The following is a 16,586-nucleotide window of genomic DNA, read 5'->3' on the forward strand; positions in this document are numbered from 1 at the left end:
GTCACCGCCAGTACGCGGTCATGAGCTCGTGTGACCACGGCGGTTGGCGGACCGGGCCGCGCGGGCCGAACTCGGCCATCCAGGGCTTGATGTCCAGGACGGGCGTGCCGTCGATGGCGTCGAGCCCGGTGACGGTCAGGGTGAGCCCGGTGACGCGGGTCAGCGCGCAGACGGTGACGCCGAGCCGGTTGGGCCGGTTCTTGCCGCGCTGGGCGAAGATGCCGACCTCGGGCCATGCCGGGTTGTTGCGCGGTCGGCGCGCGCCTCGCTGCACCGAGTCGGGGTCGACCCGATGGAACAGGTAGACGACCTCGACGTGCGAGAAGTCCTCCAGTCCGGCCAACGCGCGGGGGTCGTACCGGTCGGCGTCGAGGCCGATGCTCGCGGTGACCTCGTCCCATCCGTCGTCGACCGCCTCGCTCCTGGTCGAACGGACGTACCCGATCGGCTCCACCTGCTCGATCACCGGTGCCTCGCCCCGGAGGACGAGAGAGCGTCGCGGGTGTGGCTGCGCGGGTCGATCACGGGGGAGTCCTCCTGGACGGCGCTGGAGCCGGCGTGGCAATTTCGCTGATCTTTCCAAACGCCGAGCGACACTACCGCCTGGCCGACCGCGTGGCGTATTGGGGTATCCAGGCAAGGGCCGCGCACTTTGCCGCGGACGGAAACTGGGCCTTTAATGTTGCTAAATGGTCGAAGTTCTCCTTCCGATCAGATTCGGGGCCTGCCATGATTATTTCGTTCCTATGTCGAGGCGCGGAGATTCCAATGAGGAGGTCGGCATGGCGCATCAACAGGATTTCGAGTCGAGTGCGGGTGGCGCCGGATGGGTCCATCCGTTGATCGAGGAGGTCGGCACGATCGTGGACATCACGCTCGGCCGGTGTGCCGGGAACACCCTGGATGGCTACCAGTACTGGCGTTGCTGTTGGTCTGCCTGACGTACACGTAGTCCGGCCATTCTTGGCGACCGTGCCTGCTCGAACCGTTCGGGCGGGCACGGCGCCGGTACGACAAGGTCGATCATGCTCATTTCGAGGTGCCTCAGAACAACTGACGCCGTGCGGCCCGCCTGGCCGACTTTCGCGGGCGGCCGCCACGACCACCTGCTCGAAGACGACACCGGAGTTGTCGGCGGCGCGTACACCAATGAGTGGGTGGTTCTGGTCGCCGGGGACGTGTGCGGGGCGGCCGGTGACGATGTCGCGATGGCGGTGTCCGACGCTTTGGTAAAGGGGCGAGCGCCGACAGCCACACTCGATCAATTCCACGGTGAGTTCGTACTCGTCGTCATCGAGCCACGCGACGACCGAATCACGGTGATCGCCAGCAGATTCGGTATCCATCCCGTGTTCATGCACCGGCGCTCGGGTGATGAGCTGCTGATCGCCGATGACCTCGGGGTGCTGACCACCGCATTGTCGGCCCGTGATGTCCCGCTGCGTCCGGATCGGGAGTTCTTCGCGTCCGTGGTGGCCGAACTGCCGGATGATCCGATCGGAGGTCCGCTGCGTCTCACTCCCTACCGGGGAGTCCTGCGGGTCCCCGCCGGCACCCGGGTGACCATTGACGTCGGCCCGAGCCCACCGGTGCGCTACTGGCGCTACTGGGAGCAGGATCCGTTGCGCAGGAGAGAGGTGCTGGGCGCGGTTCGTGACGCCTTCTGTCGCGCGGTCGAGCTGCGCACGGTGCCCGGCGAGACCGGGATCATGCTCAGCGGAGGCCTGGACTCCAGCTCGGTGGCGGTCGCGGCGGCACGATCGGGCCAGGGGCGCCCTCCGCACTGCTACACCAGGTTCCTCGCCGGCGACCGTTCCCTCGACGAACGCCGTCACGCGGCGACGGTCACCGCCGCGATCGCGGCGCCGGCACGCTACCTCGACGCCAGTGGCCGGTGGGCGTTGCGCGACGTGCCGGACCTGTCCCGGCCCCCGCTCGCCGAGCCGAGGCAGGGCTGGTTCTACGCGCTGGAGGTCCAGCTCGCCGAGGCCGCGGCGGCCGACGGGATCCGTGTGCTGCTGGACGGGAACGGTGGCGACGAGCTGTTCAGCGGTGACTTCAGGTACGGGGAGTTCGGTGTCACGCCGTGGCGGCCGGGACCGACCGTGCCACTGCTGGCGCCGCTTCGGGTGCTGCCCGTGCTCTCGCGAGCCTTCCCCCGGTCGCTCACCCGGCCGGCGGCCTACCGGCCGGAGATGCTGCCCTCGCTGCTCTCCCCGGAGCTGGCACGGGGGATCGATCTCGTCGAGCTGGCGAACGCCCGGCTGGCCGGGTTGAACGATCTCGAGCTGGATCCTTTGACCAAGGGGCGTCTGCTGAGCTTCGCCGCGGGCGGTGACCGGGCGGTCGCGGACTTCATCTGGGGGCAGCGGGAGGTGTTCGGGCCGCGCGGAGTCATCTGGCGGCAGCCCTTCTACGACCACCGGCTGGTCGAAACCGTGTTCGGCGTGCCGATGGATATGCAGCTCTCCCGCGCGGTGCAGAAGCCGCTCCTGCGCAAGGCCGTCGAACCTCTGTTGCCAACCCGGACCATCCGCCGCAGGTACAACGCGAACTTCGACGCGCTGCTTCAGCTCGGCCTGGCTCACGAACGCGAGCGATTAATGGCTTGCGCCGAGGGATCTCTGCTTGGCAAGCTCGGCATTGTCGACCCGCAAACCTTCTCTCGCAAGATGAGTGGTTACATCGACAACGACATCGACAACGACGGCGGCCTTGAGCGACCCCACCTCTGGAACCTACTGGTCTGCGAACTGTGGCTGAGGGATCACGCCGAACGCGCGCGGCTCCTCGTCTGAACGACTGGTTCATATCGCCTCGTGTACGTGAACGGGCTACCGCGCCGCGTCTTGTCGATCGGTTCGCCAATGGGTGTGGGCGATGTGCTTCGCGACGGTCGTGAACGCGCTGATGGCGGCGGTTTCACGGTCGGCGCGCCAAACGAGCGTCATGAGCATCGGGGGGAGGTCGTTAACGGGGACGAGGACCAACCCTGGGTACGGGTGATAGTCGAGGACGGAGGAGATGGTCAGGTGCGCGAGCCGGCTGCGGGCCACGACGGTGAGCGTGTCTTCGAGGTAGTACGGCTCACGGCCCAACACCGTCGCCATTTCCTTCTCGGCGCGGCGAATGGGCTTGCCCGACGGCGTGTATCGGGGCGCCCAGCCTTCGACGAACGCCCGGGGGCCGTCGATGGCGAGGCTGAGCAGTTCGTGGTCGGCGACCTCCTCGATGCTGATCCGTGTGCGCGCGGCGAGCGGGTGTCCGGCGGAGACGAGCACCGCGCGCGGATCGGAGGCGAGAACGGGGCCCGCGCGACGGCCCTCGCCCCGGACCGAGTCGAGGCCCGGGCACCAGAGCAGCAGGACGTCCACCTGCTCGGTGCGGAGTGCACGGAACGCGGCCTGGCGGGAGATCGGGATCGTCAGCAGCCGGTGGGCGGGGTGCTGGGCCTCGAACGCGGCGGCCAGCCGGGCCACGAACGCGGCCCCGATGGCCCTGAAGTGGCCGACCCTCAGCTCGCCGACGACACCGCGCGCTTCGGCCTGCGCCTCCCGCAGCGCGCATCGGAGCTGGGTGAACCCGCGCTCGGCTTCGACCCGGAATCGTTCTCCGAGTGGTGTGAGCCGAACCCTGCGGCTGTTGCGGGCGAACAGCGGCGCGCCGATCTCCGCCTCGAGCGTCCGTACGGTCTGGCTCACCCGGCCGGTGGTGACGAACAATCTGTCGGCGGCACGCCGAAAATGCAGTTCCTCGGCAAGCACGAGGAACCTCTCAACATCACGCAATTCCATTCGCGGGCACTCCTCGGTTCGATGCCATCACTCACTCGCCCGAGCCGCGGCTCGGCGAAAATGTCGGCGCATGGCCGGCCGGGCTGAGATGCCGCCGGACAGGAATCCGACATGATGAGGTGCAGCGGGCATGGATGTTCGGAAGCGCGCCGCCGTGGCCCGTCTCGTCTGTGGATCTCTTCTCGGCGCACCGCTCGCGCCGATTCCAGCTAAATCAGGTCGATTCGGTCAACGGCCGGCCCCGGCCATCCGGAAGTGCCCGCCCCGAGCCTATGCTCGGTGAGACAGGCCTATGGTCAACAAACTTCGGGCCGGGCCGTTCATGGCCCCTTTGCACGGTCCAGAACGCTGTCGCTCCATGTGGACCCCCTCAGACAATTAGCCAAACTGTGGCACAGGCCACGCTGTCATCATTCCATCTTGGTGTACAGATCGGAAGTGGCAGGGCACGGCGGCCGATGATCGGCTCCGGGGCGGGGCCAGGGGATCTTCCAGCGGCCGGGCCTCGTCCATCGCGGTTGGCCCATCGGGGTGTCGTCACTCTTCGGAGAGGTGCACCCGATGCTTGTTGTTGTTGTTGGTGGTGGTGTGGAGGTAGTTGCGGGCCTGGATGTCGAACAGCTCGGCGTAGGTGCCGCCGTGCCGGATGAGTTGTTCGTGGGTTCCCCGTTCGGTGATACGTCCTTTGTCGAGGACGACGATGTCATCGGCGTGCCGGATGTTGGCGAGGCGGTGGGTGATGAGAATCGTGGTCCGGATCGGGTGAGTGGTGGTGCCGCCGTCGGCCGCGTGCGGACTGTGGAGGCTGCGAAAGATGATCTGTTCGGCTCGGGCGTCGAGGGCGGCGGTGGGTTCGTCGGCGATGAGAAGCGGGGCGTTGCGGTAGAGGCCGCGCGCGGCGCTGACGCGTTGCCATTGTCCCCCTGACAAATCGTGTCCGGTCTGGAATTGACGGGAGAGCAAGCTTTTCCAACCCCGCGGCAGCCCGGTGACGATGGCGTCGAGGCCGGCGGCCTCGGCCGCGCCATTCAGGGCGCGGCGATCTGGGTCGGGCCGTTCGAGCCGCCCGATACGCACGTTGTTCTCGGCGGTCATGGGCCAGGGGGTGGGGCTCTGCGGCAGCAGGGTGAGGTGGGCGTGCAGTTCGTCGGGATGGATCTCGGCGATGTCCAGGCCGTCCCAGGTGACCTTGCCTCGGTCGGGGCGGTAGAGCCCGGCGATCAGCTTGGCGAGGGTTGTCTTCCCGGAGCCGTTCTCCCCGACCAGGGCGACGACGTGGCCCGGTTCGAGCGTCAGGCCTATGCCGGTCAGGGCGGGTTCGTCCTTGCCGGGGTAGGTGAAGGACACGTCGTGCAGCTCGATGAGGTGCGGCCCGGGCGCGAGTCGTCGGGCAGTGCTGGGGACCCGGTGCCGGTAGCGGCGGGCGGTGGCCAGGCAGGTGTTGAGCATGTCGAGGTAGAACCCCTCCTCGAAGACGCGGTTGGCGGCCTGCACGGTGGTGGCCACCGCGGTGGTGGCGGTACGCATGGCGATGGCGGCGGCACCCGCGAGCGCGAGGGGCATGATGCCGGCGTAGAGCAGGGCGCCGAGCACGCCGTAGGCGAGGACGGCGCCGACGCCGGCCATGCCCCGGCCGAGGAGGCGGACGACGGTCTTGCGGTGCTCGACCCGTACCGCTTCGGCGGCGAGTTGGGTGTTGATGCGCCTGTGTTCGGCGAGCAGGGTCGGGCCGGTGGTGTAGGCGCGGATCTCGGCGGCCGGGTCCCGGCTGGTGATCAGGTCGCTGGTGACCGCGCGCCGTTGGACGTGGGAGACGGTGCGCGCGAGCGACTGGTAGTCCAGTTTGGCGGCGCGCAGGCAGGCCCAGCCGTGGGGGGCGGCGGCCAGCAGCACGACCGGAGCGAGGACGGGGTGCAGCAGGCCGGCGGTGGCGACCGCGGCGGCCAGTGAGACCAGCGAGCTGAGCAGGGTGCCGGCGTCGGTGACCGCCTCGCGGATGATCAGGATGCCCTGTGTCGAGCTGCGCCGGACCAGCTCGGTGAAACCCGCGTCGTCGAAGGCGACCAGCTCGGTGTCGATCACGGCGGCATGCAGCTCGTCCTGCGCGTGCTGCTCGACCCGTGGGGCGAGCGAGGCATGCACGGCACCGACCGCGGACTCCAGCGCGCCTCGGGCCGCGTAGGCGCCCGCCGCCAGGGCCAGCGCCGGCAGCGCGGCCACCACCCGCTGCGGGGTCGGGCCCTGGGCGAGCAGCTCGGCGAACACCGTCGTGGTGGCCAGCAGGCCGAACGACGTTGCGCATCCCGAGGCGAGCTCGAGCGCCGCGGCCAGCAGGGACAGCGGTGGGCTGGCCCGCCAGGCCAGGCGCGCGAGCTCCCTGAGCGTGACCGGCGCGGCGGCGAGCATTCGCCCCGAGCCTGACCTGGCCACGTGCTCACCGACCTGCGCCCAGGGCGGGGTGGCGAGGCCCTCGGTGCCGATGAGCGGCGCGGTGGCCGGCGCGGGTTCGGTCGTGCGGGTGGTGTGCGGTTCGGCGGGTGGCACGGTGGTTCAGCGCCGGGAGTGCGCGACGGGCCGGCGGGCGGTGGCCAGGATGATGTCGGCGACCTGTTCGGGGTCGGCCCACCGCGGGCGTTCGGCCCTGTCGGGCAGCTCGGGCGCGTCGGCGAGCGCCGCGCGGGCGGCGTGCCAGACCGCGTCCGGAGAACTGTCCTCGCGGACGGGTTGGATCAGGCCCGCCGAGTGCAGGTGCGCCGCGAGCCAGGAGAGCGTGGGGTCGGCGAAGCAGACGGTGGGGATGGCGTTGCGGGTCAGCTCGGAGAGGGTGGCCAGGCCGGGAAACGCGAACACCACGTCGGACGCGCGGTAGTGGACCCTCGGCTCGGTGGTGATTCCCACCCAGTTCACGGCGCCGGGCCCGGACGGTTGCTCGCGGCCGGCCTGGTCGGCCGGCAACAGCACGTTGAGCACGTCGGCCGAGGTCGCGTGGGCGGCCCAGGCGGCGAGCACGGTGTCCAGCAGCGGCCCGGTGAACGGCCGCTTCACCCCGTGCACCGAGCCGAACGCCACCGTCGCGACCAGCCCACCCGGGTCGAGCCCGAGCCGTGCCCTGGCCTGCCGGCGGGTCAGGCCGATGCGGCTGGCCACGGGGCCGAGGCCGCGCAGCGGCACCGGAAGCTCCGGGAGGTTCGGATGCGCCTCCGGAAAGTCGACAAGCAGGACGGCTTCGGCGCCGACGACGGCCCGGTCCAGCTCGGGACGGCCCACGTCGGCCCAGAAGAAGTCGGTGAGCAGCAGCGACCGCAGCCGAAGCCCCCGGCAGATCCCCGGCACGCAGAACAGCTCGTCGGCGACCACCAGGTCGGCGCGGCCGGCGCCGGCGAGATAGGCCAGCACCTTGCGGGTGGCGGCGAGGTCGAGATCCTGGTTGTCGGACAGGCCCAGGTCGGCGCACCGTTCGCCTCGGGAGGCGAAGTAGTCCAGCCCGGTGCCGGACGAGGCCAGGACGACCTCGACGCCGGGTCGGGCACGCAGCGCACGCAGGATGTGCAAGTCCCGTGCGGCATGCCCGTATCCGTGGCCGCGAGCCAGCAGGATCACCCGGGTCATGCCGGGCCGCCGATGCGCATGATCGGCCGGTACGCCCGTGCCTTCGCCGAGGACTCGGCCACCAGGGTGTCGCCGGACTCCAACCAGGCGTGCGCGAAGGACTCCCGCCGACGCTGCCCGGACACCCCGATCACCATGGTGGTCCGCATGTTCCGCCCGTTCAGCAGGAGAAAGGCGGCAAAGGCCTCGCTGAGACATGCCGCACCGGGGAAGCAGCGGCTGGCCACCCGCACCCCCCACACCACCTGGTCCACCTCCACGTCCAACGGGTCGGGCGGGCTCGCGTGGGCCGCGTTGCCGGCCACCTGCCGGGCGAGCGCGGTCAGGCCCTGGAAGCCGCGGCTCGAGCAGCGCAGCCAGCTCTCCACGAACGACAGGGCGCGGAACCCGGCCAGGACGGCGCGGCGGTCCTCCCGATCCAGGCCGGCCAGCAGCGAGGGCAGGAACACCGCGCCCCTGGCGGTGAACCACAGCTGTAGCAGCGGTCGCATCGAGCGACGCGCCCGGTCGGGGGTGTTGTCAGCGTGCGGCATGGTCCCTCAGCCCTGGTCGGTGGGTGGGGTGGCCGCGCCCGTCAGCGCGGGCGGGCGCGGCCACCAGAACACTGGGCCGGCAATCAGATGGCGACGCAGCAGAAGCAGTACCTGCTGCCGCCGTCCTGTTGGAGGCCGTAGTTCCCACCGAGGGTGATGTCGACGACCGTTCCGACCTCCTCGATCGACGGTCGAACCCACTCCACCGACGCGTCAGCTAACTTGGCGTGTTGGTTTTTCTCCATCTTGACCCCCTCCTAGGGTTTCCCAACTTGCGGTGATGTCATGATTGCACTGTTTACAACTGATCGAATTCTTCTCCTTCGGTTATCGTTTACTGGCAAATCTTGACCGCTCAGAGAATGAGTCGGGAACGCTCGGCATGGTCCCTCAGCCACAATTCGCAGACCAGTAGGTTCCAGACGTGGTGGTGCTCCATCGGGTTCGCCGGATCGCCGCCGTCGTGGTCGTAGGTCAGGCCCCTCACCTTGTTGTGGAAGATCTGTTCGTCGACGATCCCGAGTTTGCCCAGCATCGCCCCCTCGGTGCAGGCCACCAGTCGCTCACGCTCCTGGGTCAGCCCTGTTCGAACCAACGCGTCGAAGGCCCCGTTGTATTTGCGGCGCACCGTGGACGACGGGAGCAGCGGCGTTACGGCCTTGCGCAGCAGAGGCTTCTTCACCGCGCGGGAGAGCAGCATGTCCATCGGCACCGAGAACGCCGTCTCGATCAGCCGGTGGTCGTAGAAAGGCTGCCGCCAGGTCAGCCCGCGCGGCCCGAACACCTCTCGTTGCCCCCAGGCGTAGCCGGCCACCACCCGGTCACTGCCGCCGCCGAAGGTGAGCAACCTGCCTTTCGTCATCGGGTCAAGGTCCAGGTCGTTGAGATCGGCCAGCCGCGCGTTGGCCAGCCCGACGAGATCGATCTCCCGTACCACTTCCGGTGAGAGCAGCGAGGGCAGCAGCTCCGGCCGGTAGACCACCGGTCGGGTCAGCGGCCGGGGGCACGCGCGGGACAGCGTGGACAGCAGCCGAATCGGCGCCAACAACGGCACCCTCGAGCCCGGCCGCCACGGCGTGAGGCGGCCGTCACCGTTGTTGAAGTCGCCGCCGAACAGGTCGTCCGAGCCATTTCCGTCCAGCAGCACGCGGACGCCGTCGGCCGCCGCGGCCTCGGCGAGGTGCACCTCCTGTGCATAGAACCAACCCTGCCTCGGTTCGGCGATCGGCGGCCGGGACAGGTCCGGCACGTCGCGGAAGGACCATCGACCCGTGGCGTCGAGGAAGCGCCCCTTCGCTCCGATCGCGGACGTCACCGCCGCCGCGTGCCGGCGTTCGTCGAGGGAACGGTCACCGGCGAGGAACGTGGTGTAGCAGCGTGGCGGGCCGCCCCGCGCGTACCTCGCGGCCATGGCGGCCACCGAGCTGGAGTCCAGCCCGCCGCTGAGCATGACGCCCGTCGCGCCCGGCACCGTGCGCAGCTCGACCGCGCGACGCAGCGAGTCTCGAACCGCGTCGAGCACCTCCGACCTGCGCAACAGGTCGCGCTCCCAGTAACGCCAGTAGCGCACCGGACGGCCGAGGCCGGTGCCGATGGTCAGCCTGGTGCCCGGCGGAACCCGCAGGACTCCCTGGTACGGAGTGGGTTGGAGCGGGCCCGCGATCGGATCTGTCGGCAGTTCGGCCACCACGCAGGCGAAGAAGGCCCGGTCCGGGCGCAGCGGGACGCCGCGGCCGACCAGTGCCGCCGCGAGCGCCCCGAGGTCGTCGGCGACCAGCAGCTCACCGCCCGAGCGATGGTGCACGAACAGCGGCCGGATGCCGGACCTGCTGGCGACCACGGTGACCTCGTCGTCGCCCGGGTCCGCGACAACGACGACGAACTCGCCGTGGAAACCGTCCAGCACCGCCGTGGGCTCCCGCCCGCCGCCCAGCACCCCGGACACCGCCGCCGCGACCTCGGCGCCGTCGGCACCACACACGTCGCCGGCGACCAGCACCGCCGGTCCTCGCGATCGCGCGATCCCGACAACCCCGGCCTGGTCTTCGAGCACATGGTCGTGGCGACCGCCTTCGGCCAACGGACCCGGCCCGCCGGCGGCCCTGGCCGCCCTGAGGTGCCTCGAGAAGAGCATCACCGCTCCCTTGGTTCCATCCCGATGCCGCGACTCAGCCCTCCGCGACGACTCAGCCCTCCGCTACGACGACGCCCAACCTGACCATCTCGCCGAGCAGCGAGTCGATGTCGCCTCGGATGTCGACCGCGCGCAGGTCGTGTGACGTGCTCACTTTCGTGGTGATCTCGTCGGGGTCGCTCGTTTCCGCCAGAAGTCGCCAGACCTCGCTCCCGGTCTCATTGAGCCGGAAGTACTTGCCGGAACGCATGTCCAGCAGAACTCCGGAACCATCGACCGCCTCGAACTCCACACCAGCGGCCTGAGAAAACCTTTTCTCCATTTTTTCATGCTGCTGATCCATATCGTCCCCCTCGTAGGACTTCCAGCCGCAGCTCACACGCTACGTGCAGGGTTTCATTTTTGCCAGGGCCAGGCGGAGGGAATTGTTTAGCATCAAAGGGCCACCGTTGCGTATTTCTAACCGATAGACGATATAGCTGTTTTGCAAAAGGCTCTCAGCTGTTGATCAAGGTTGACCGCGCTGATGTAAAGTGCTTTCTTCGGTAGTATCTCGTTTTCCGGCCAAGGCTTGTCGGACCTCAGGGGGCACGTGATGACCAAGCCGCCGAATACGTCAGGGCCGTTGACCCGGGTTCGCCGAATGTCACCTAATCTGACCTTGACCCTGATGGTGGTCATCGTCGCGGTCGTCGTGATCCTCGGAGTACTGGTCGTCAACCGATCTCAGCGGCCGGGCGGCGAGCCGGCCGAGGCGTCGCGGACGGTGGAAGGCCATGCCCTCCTGGAGGCGGCCGACGGCAAGGTCACGGTGGTGGAGTTCCTCGACTACCAGTGCCCGGCCTGTGCCGCCTTCTACAGCAACGTCATCAACGGGCTCGAGCACGACTACGCGGGGCGGATCACCCTGGTGGTCCGCAACTTTCCAATCCAGAAGCATCCCCTGGCCGTTCCGGCCGCCCGGATGGCCGAGGCGGCGGCGATGCAGGGCAAGTATCGGCAGATGTACCACGCCCTGTACGACAACTACGACTCGTGGGCGCTGAGCCCCGGCGGCGACGAACCCAGCGCCGATCTGGGCCGGGCACAGGCGCGGTTCGACGAGCTCGCCCGCCAGCTCGGGCTGGACCTGGACCGGCTCCACCGCGACGCCGACTCGGACCATGCGAGCCGGCGCATCGAGGCGGACCGTGCCGCCGGTGTGCGAGCCGGCGTGTCCGGCACCCCCACCATCTTCGTCAACGGCGTCGAGTTCTCCGCCGGCGAGAGCTCGTTCGCCGAGTTCGACAGCCGGTTCCGCGCCCGGATAGACCGGGCGCTCGGCCGATGACCTCACCCCGGAGGATCGACATCCCGAGCGCCGACCGAGAGCTGGCCGGACCAGGTGGGGGACGGCTGGCCTGGATCTGGGTTGCCGGCGGCGGCATCGGGCTGGCGGCGGCGTTCGCCCTGACGCTCGAGGAGCTGGCCACGCTGGCCCACCCCGGCCGCGTGCCTGCCTGCGACCTCAGTCCGATCGTCTCGTGCGGCTCGGTCATGGGCAGCTCGCAAGGCGCCGCTTTCGGGTTCCCGAACCCGCTCATCGGTGTCGCCGCGTTCGCCGTCGTGGTCTCGGTCGGCGTGGCGCTGCTGTCGGGGTTCCGGCCGCCTCGATTGTTCTGGCTCGGCATGCAGCTCGGAACCACGCTCGGCGTCGGCTTCGTGCACTGGCTGATCCATTCCAGCCTCTACCGGCTCGGGGCGCTCTGTCCCTACTGCATGGTCGTGTGGGCCGTCACCATTCCGATCTTCTGGTACACCACCCTGCACAACGTCGTCCACGGTCATCTGCCCGTTGGTCACCGTCGAGTCGTCCAGGGTCTAGCTCGCTATCACTCGCTGGTGCTCGCCATCTGGTATCTCGTCCTGGTAGTCCTCATCCTGCTCGCGTTCTGGCCCTACTGGGCGGCAGTTCGCTAAGACCCGGTGGGCGACGATGCGCCGCATCCCGCCCGGCTACCCGTTCTGACCGGTCTCGGTGAGGAACCGGGTCACGATGTCGCGGCCGGTCGTGCCGTAATCGGCGGTGTTCTGCGTGATGTGACCGGCGCCGGGGACGACCGCGAGCCGGCCGTTCGGGGCGCGGGCGGCCTCGCGCTGCGTCCAGGCCAACGGGGTGGTCAGGTCGCGCTCGCCGGCGAGCAGCAGCGTCGGCACCGGCGGCAGGTCACGCCCGACCGGGAACGGCGCCACCGCCGTCTCCGGCCACCGCTGGCAGGTCGCCGAGGTGCCGTTCTCCAGCGCGGTGGCCCGGTCGAACGGGAAGAACGCCTGGTCGGGCAGGGCATCGACGGCGGCCCGCGCGGACTCGACCCTGGCCGCCGGGGTGGCCGAGGCGCCGCCCCACGGGCCCTGCATGTCCTGGCACGAGGTCGTGACGTTCAGGCCCCGGCTGTACTCGTCGACCCGGGGCGGTGAGCCCTGGTCCTTGCGCCGGGCGGCCAGCAGGTCGTCGAGCTTGCCGGGGTCGCCCCGCGAGGCCTCGCGCAGCGCGGCGATCAGGTCGGTCAGCCGGGGTTTGGCCGACAGCGAGGTGAGCGCGCTCAGCAGCTCGGGGCCGTTGTGGTGGGTGCGCACCACCTCGGCGAGGTCGGCGGCGGGGTCGGAGGGGCAGCCGGTCCGCGCGCAGGTCTGGCGGAGCAGGTCGGCGGCGCGGGGGTACAGGTCGAGCATGAGCGGGTCGAGCCCGTCGTGCGGGACGACGGAGTCCAGCACCAGGCGCGACACCCGGTCGGGGTGGACGACCGCGTACCGCGCCGCGACCAGCGTGCCGTAGGACGCACCGATGAGCGTGAGCCGGTCCGCGCCGAGCAGCTCGCGCACCCGTTCCAGGTCGGCGACGGTGTCGGCGGTGCTGAAGAACCGGCGGTCCGGGCCGATCTCGCGCGCGCAGTCCTCCACCGCGCCGGTCGGCGGGGACTGCAGGGCCGAGACCATCTCCTTCTGCAGCCGCGAGCATCGCAGCGCGGTGGGCCCGGTGCCACGCTGGCCGAACATCACCAGCCGGTAGTCGCGCAGCACGGCCGGGTCGAGCTGGCTGGAGACCTCGCCGGCGGAGAGAACCCCGGGTCCGCCCGGCCCTCCGGTCAGCCACACCAGCACCCCCTTCGGGGCCGTCGCGTTGTCGGTCATCGCGACGGGCAGCGACAGCCGCCGTCCGTCCCGGGGCCCCGGCAGCAGGCCGTGATCGAGCGGCACCGCCAGCGAGGTGCAGACGAACCGCACCCCCGGCGGTGGATCATCCGACCCCAGCTCGTCGCCGTCGCACTCGTGCATCCCGGCCGGCGCCGGTGTCGAGATCCACGAAGGGCCTCCACAGGCCGCCACACCGCACCCGAGCAGCGCGGCGGCCGCCAGCGCCACCCGGGATAACCAGTGCATCGCGATGCATCATCTCGCGGTCCGAAGCGGCTCGCGGGTGTTTCCGCCGCGTGTCCGGCCTACTCGACCTCGATGTGCGTGCCGCGCAGCGCGGTGGTGATGCGCCCGAGGTTGTCCGTCGCCGTCTCGTGGCGTCGCATCGCGACCAGCACGAACAGCGCGTCGAGGACGGCGAGCAGGGTCAGCCGGGCCGCCATGGCCTCGGTCCCGAACGCGGACTCGCGGGCGGCCGCCGGGAGCACGACGTGGGCCAGCCGGGCCAGCGGCGAACTGGGGGCGTGGGTGACCGCGAGCACCGTCGCGCCCCGCTCGCGCGCCTGCCTGGTGGCGGCGACGGTGTCACGCGACGCGCCGCCGCTGGAGACGGCGATGACCAGCGCGGACTGCGGCAGCAGCGACGCGCGGACGGCCTGGTCGACCCCGGAGGTCTCCACGTTGACCGGGATCCCGATCCGCATCAGCCGGCGCATCGCGTCCAGCGCGACGTACGCCGACGTGCCCACCCCGAACAGGGTCACCTCGCTGGCGCGTTCCACCGCCTCGACGGCACGCAGCAACAGCGTCGGCTCCAGCAGCGTCGCCGTCTCGTACAGCGACGCGGTGGCGGCGGCGAACATCTTGCGCACCACGATCCGCACCCCGTCGTCGGGGTCGACCTCGCCGCCGTCCGGGATCGGCGCGCCGGCCAGGTCCCGCAGCAGGCGGGTCTTGAGGTCCTGGTACCCCTCGAACCCGGCCTTCTTGCACATCCGCACCACGGTCGCCTCGCTGGTGGCTGCGGCGCGGGCCAGGTCGGTCACCGAGCGTCGGGTCGCCTCGTCGGGCGCGTCCAGCAGCACCCGGGCCACCCGTCGCTCGGCCGAGGCCAGCGTGTCCAGTACCGCGGCCACCTGGCGCAGGGTGTACGGGGCAGTCACGAAACTTCCTTACGTCTTGACGGGCCAGCAAGCGAAATCTAGTTTCGTTTGCCATGGAGGCAAGGGTACTGGACGAGGTTGGCCGGCAGCTCGATCATCTGATGAGCCTGGACACCTCCGGCAAGGGCGTGGTTCCCCCGCTGTACCGCGCGGCCACCTCGGGCGCGGCTGAGCCGTTGTCCACCGGCGCGGCCCGCATGCTCGCCGAGCGGGTCGAGCCCGGCGACGTCGTCGGGATCATCACCGGGTTCCCGTCCCGGTCGTTCCTGCTGGAAGGGGTCACCGAGACCGACGGCCCGGTCGGGGCGGCACTGCTGGCCAGGGTGCTGGAGGAGGCCCTCGGCGTGGTGCCGGTGATCATCACCGAGCGCCGGGTGGCGCACTTCTGCGCGCTGTGCGCGACCGCCGCCGGCCTGCTGGTCACCGATGCCGAGCGGGCGCTGCGCTCCAAGCGCGGTCCGCACCACGCCGCGTGCACTGCGGTGGTGGACGTCCCCACCGAGCACGACGCGGCCCGGGCCCGCGCCGCCGAGCTGTTCGACACGCTGGCGCCGGCCGCGCTGGTCGCCGTCGAGCAGCCCAGCGTGGGCGCGGACGGCCTCGCGCACACCGCCGCCGGCCGGGCGATCACCGACCACCTGCTGGCGAAGATGGACCACCTGTTCACCGAGGCCGCGCGCCGGGGCGTGCCCAGGATCGGCATCGGCGACAACGGCAACGAGATGGGCATGGCGTCCATCCGGGACGCGGTGCACGCCTCCGGCCCGCTGGGCCCGACGATCTGCGCCGGCTCGGACTGCGACGCGCTGCTGGTGGCCGGCAACTCCAACTGGGGGGCGTACGCGCTCGCGGCCGCGGTCGAGGCGACCGCCGCCGGGCGCTGCGAGGTGCTGCCCAGGGTGGACATCGAGGCCATCCACCGCCGGTGCGCGGAGGCCGGCGCCATCGACGGCATCAGCCAGCGCCCGGAGCCGAAGTCGGACGGCACCCCGATCGAGCTGAACCGGGGCGTGCTGGCGCTGATGGCCTGGGTGGTCAACGTCGCGGCGGCCAAGGGCTGAGCGCCGGTGGACCAGCTGATCGCCGACCTCGGGCTCGCGCCGCTGGTCAACGCGGCCGGAAAGATGACCTACCTGGGCGGCTCGGCGTGCGCGCCGCCGGTGGCCGCCGCGCTGGCCGACGGCTCGCGGCTGTGGGCCGACATGGACGAGCTGATGACGGTGGCCGACCGGGAGATCGCCGCCGCGACCGGCGCCGAGGCCGGGTTCGTCACCGCGTGCGCGGCGGCCGGGATCGCGATCGCCACCGCCGCCTGCCTCACCGGCGGCGACATCGACCTGGTCGAGCGCGTCCCGCACCTGCCGGCGGAGCTGCCGTCCGAGGTCCTGCTCCAGAAGCCGCACGCCATCCACTTCGGGGCGCAGCTCACGCAGATGCTGCGCCTGGGCGGCGGGCAGGTCGTCGAGGTCGGCGCCGCCAACCGGTGCACGCTCGGGGAGCTGGCCTCGGCGGCGGACCGCCGGCGGGTCGGCGCGGTCGGTTACGTCGTGTCCCACCACGTGCCGGCGTCGCAGGCGTGCGGGCTCGGCGAGGTCGTCGAGCTGGCCCACGCGCACGGCGTCCCGGTGATCGTGGACGCCGCCGCCGAGACCGACCTGCGCCGCTACCTCGCCGCCGGGGCCGACCTGGTGGTCTACAGCGGGCACAAGGCGGTCGGCGGGCCGACCTCCGGCCTGGTGTGCGGGCGCCGCGAGCTGGTCGACGCGTGCCGGGCGCAGAACGCGGGGATCGGCCGCACCATGAAGGTCGGCAAGGAGAGCATCCTCGGCGCGCTGGTCGCGTTGCGACGCTACGCCGCCGCCGATCCGGACGCGGAGCCTCGGCGGCTGGCCGAGCTGGCCACCCTGCTCGCCGAGGAGCTGGCCGGGCTGCCCGGCGTGACCGCCCGCGTCGTCGCCGACCCCACCCGCCCGATCCGCCGCACCCGCGTCGACGTCGACCCGAGGGCGGCCGGGATGGACGCCGCCGAGCTGGTCGCACGGCTGGCGGCGCACACGCCGAGCATCCGTTGCCGCGCGCACCACGCCGCCGAGGGCCGGTTCGAGCTGGACCCCAGGGGGCTCACCCGCGAGCACCCGAGGGTGATCGCGGACGCCGTGCGCGCGGCGCTGCGCTAGCC

The 16,586-nt window shown here is 70.8% G+C and carries 16 protein-coding genes; 6 read left to right on the top strand and 10 right to left on the bottom strand.

Annotated features, from left to right (window positions below):
* Window position 1: 1 nt before the first annotated feature.
* Complete coding sequence (locus N912_RS0111000) at window positions 2-466, bottom strand: SAM-dependent methyltransferase (protein ID WP_028922462.1); 465 nt, start codon at window positions 464-466, stop codon at window positions 2-4.
* Between the two features lie 316 nt (window positions 467-782).
* Between N912_RS0111000 and N912_RS0111005 the strand changes: the two genes are divergently transcribed.
* Window positions 783-941, top strand: coding sequence for a hypothetical protein (locus tag N912_RS0111005; protein WP_156993416.1), 159 nt, complete (start codon window positions 783-785; stop codon window positions 939-941).
* Between the two features lie 120 nt (window positions 942-1,061).
* The gene (locus N912_RS0111010) at window positions 1,062-2,798 is read left to right on the top strand and encodes an asparagine synthase-related protein (protein WP_028922464.1); all 1,737 of its coding nucleotides are present in this window, start codon (window positions 1,062-1,064) and stop codon (window positions 2,796-2,798) included.
* Window positions 2,799-2,834: 36 nt separating this feature from the next.
* On the opposite strand, the gene N912_RS0111015 is transcribed toward N912_RS0111010, so the two are convergent.
* The 7 genes from N912_RS0111015 to N912_RS51105 all read right to left on the bottom strand — a co-directional run bounded on the left by N912_RS0111015 (window position 2,835) and on the right by N912_RS51105 (window position 10,413).
* Entirely contained in the window at window positions 2,835-3,794 is a 960-nt protein-coding gene (locus tag N912_RS0111015) for a LysR family transcriptional regulator (RefSeq protein WP_028922465.1), read from the bottom strand.
* A gap of 537 nt (window positions 3,795-4,331) precedes the next feature.
* Entirely contained in the window at window positions 4,332-6,338 is a 2,007-nt protein-coding gene (locus tag N912_RS51100; protein ID WP_051580040.1) for an ABC transporter ATP-binding protein, read from the bottom strand.
* Between the two features lie 6 nt (window positions 6,339-6,344).
* Window positions 6,345-7,403 carry a hypothetical protein gene (locus tag N912_RS0111025; protein WP_028922466.1) on the bottom strand — a complete coding sequence of 353 codons (1,059 nt, stop codon included), beginning with the start codon at window positions 7,401-7,403 and terminating at the stop codon, window positions 6,345-6,347.
* Complete coding sequence (locus N912_RS0111030) at window positions 7,400-7,894, bottom strand: lasso peptide biosynthesis B2 protein (protein WP_028922467.1); 495 nt, start codon at window positions 7,892-7,894, stop codon at window positions 7,400-7,402. Before N912_RS0111030 ends, N912_RS0111025 begins: the two co-directional genes overlap by 4 nt.
* Window positions 7,895-8,019: 125 nt before the next feature.
* Window positions 8,020-8,181, bottom strand: a complete 162-nt coding sequence (locus N912_RS63410; RefSeq protein ID WP_156993419.1) for a hypothetical protein — start codon at window positions 8,179-8,181, stop codon at window positions 8,020-8,022.
* Window positions 8,182-8,291: 110 nt separating this feature from the next.
* Window positions 8,292-10,070, bottom strand: a complete 1,779-nt coding sequence (locus N912_RS0111040) for an asparagine synthase-related protein (protein ID WP_156993422.1) — start codon at window positions 10,068-10,070, stop codon at window positions 8,292-8,294.
* Between the two features lie 52 nt (window positions 10,071-10,122).
* Window positions 10,123-10,413, bottom strand: coding sequence for a PqqD family protein (locus N912_RS51105; protein ID WP_156993425.1), 291 nt, complete (start codon window positions 10,411-10,413; stop codon window positions 10,123-10,125).
* Between the two features lie 327 nt (window positions 10,414-10,740).
* Here N912_RS51105 and N912_RS0111050 point away from each other — a divergent pair, with 327 nt between their 5' ends.
* A complete protein-coding gene (locus N912_RS0111050; RefSeq protein ID WP_245645252.1) occupies window positions 10,741-11,400 on the top strand; it encodes a DsbA family protein in 660 nt (219 codons plus the stop codon).
* A complete protein-coding gene (locus N912_RS0111055) occupies window positions 11,397-12,029 on the top strand; it encodes a vitamin K epoxide reductase family protein (RefSeq protein ID WP_037064168.1) in 633 nt (210 codons plus the stop codon). The genes N912_RS0111050 and N912_RS0111055 overlap by 4 nt, the downstream gene beginning before the upstream one ends.
* A 36-nt stretch (window positions 12,030-12,065) precedes the next feature.
* Here N912_RS0111055 and N912_RS51110 read toward each other — a convergent pair whose 3' ends face one another.
* A complete protein-coding gene (locus tag N912_RS51110; RefSeq protein ID WP_084210804.1) occupies window positions 12,066-13,490 on the bottom strand; it encodes an alpha/beta fold hydrolase in 1,425 nt (474 codons plus the stop codon).
* 59 nt (window positions 13,491-13,549) lie between these two features.
* Entirely contained in the window at window positions 13,550-14,407 is an 858-nt protein-coding gene (locus tag N912_RS51115) for a MurR/RpiR family transcriptional regulator (protein WP_051580044.1), read from the bottom strand.
* 53 nt (window positions 14,408-14,460) lie between these two features.
* On the opposite strand from N912_RS51115, the gene N912_RS0111070 reads away from it, so the two are divergent.
* Together N912_RS0111070 and N912_RS51120 are read left to right on the top strand one after the other, a co-directional pair.
* Window positions 14,461-15,468 (top strand): glutamate cyclase domain-containing protein, encoded by a 1,008-nt coding sequence (locus N912_RS0111070; RefSeq protein ID WP_084210805.1) that lies wholly within the window; start codon window positions 14,461-14,463, stop codon window positions 15,466-15,468.
* Between the two features lie 6 nt (window positions 15,469-15,474).
* A complete protein-coding gene (locus N912_RS51120; protein WP_084210806.1) occupies window positions 15,475-16,584 on the top strand; it encodes an aminotransferase class V-fold PLP-dependent enzyme in 1,110 nt (369 codons plus the stop codon).
* The last annotated feature ends 2 nt before the right edge of the window (window positions 16,585-16,586 follow it).

Origin of the sequence: Actinospineispora acaciae DSM 45401 (genome assembly GCF_000620785.1) — a bacterium.
Lineage (GTDB): Bacteria > Actinomycetota > Actinomycetes > Mycobacteriales > Pseudonocardiaceae > Pseudonocardia > Pseudonocardia acaciae.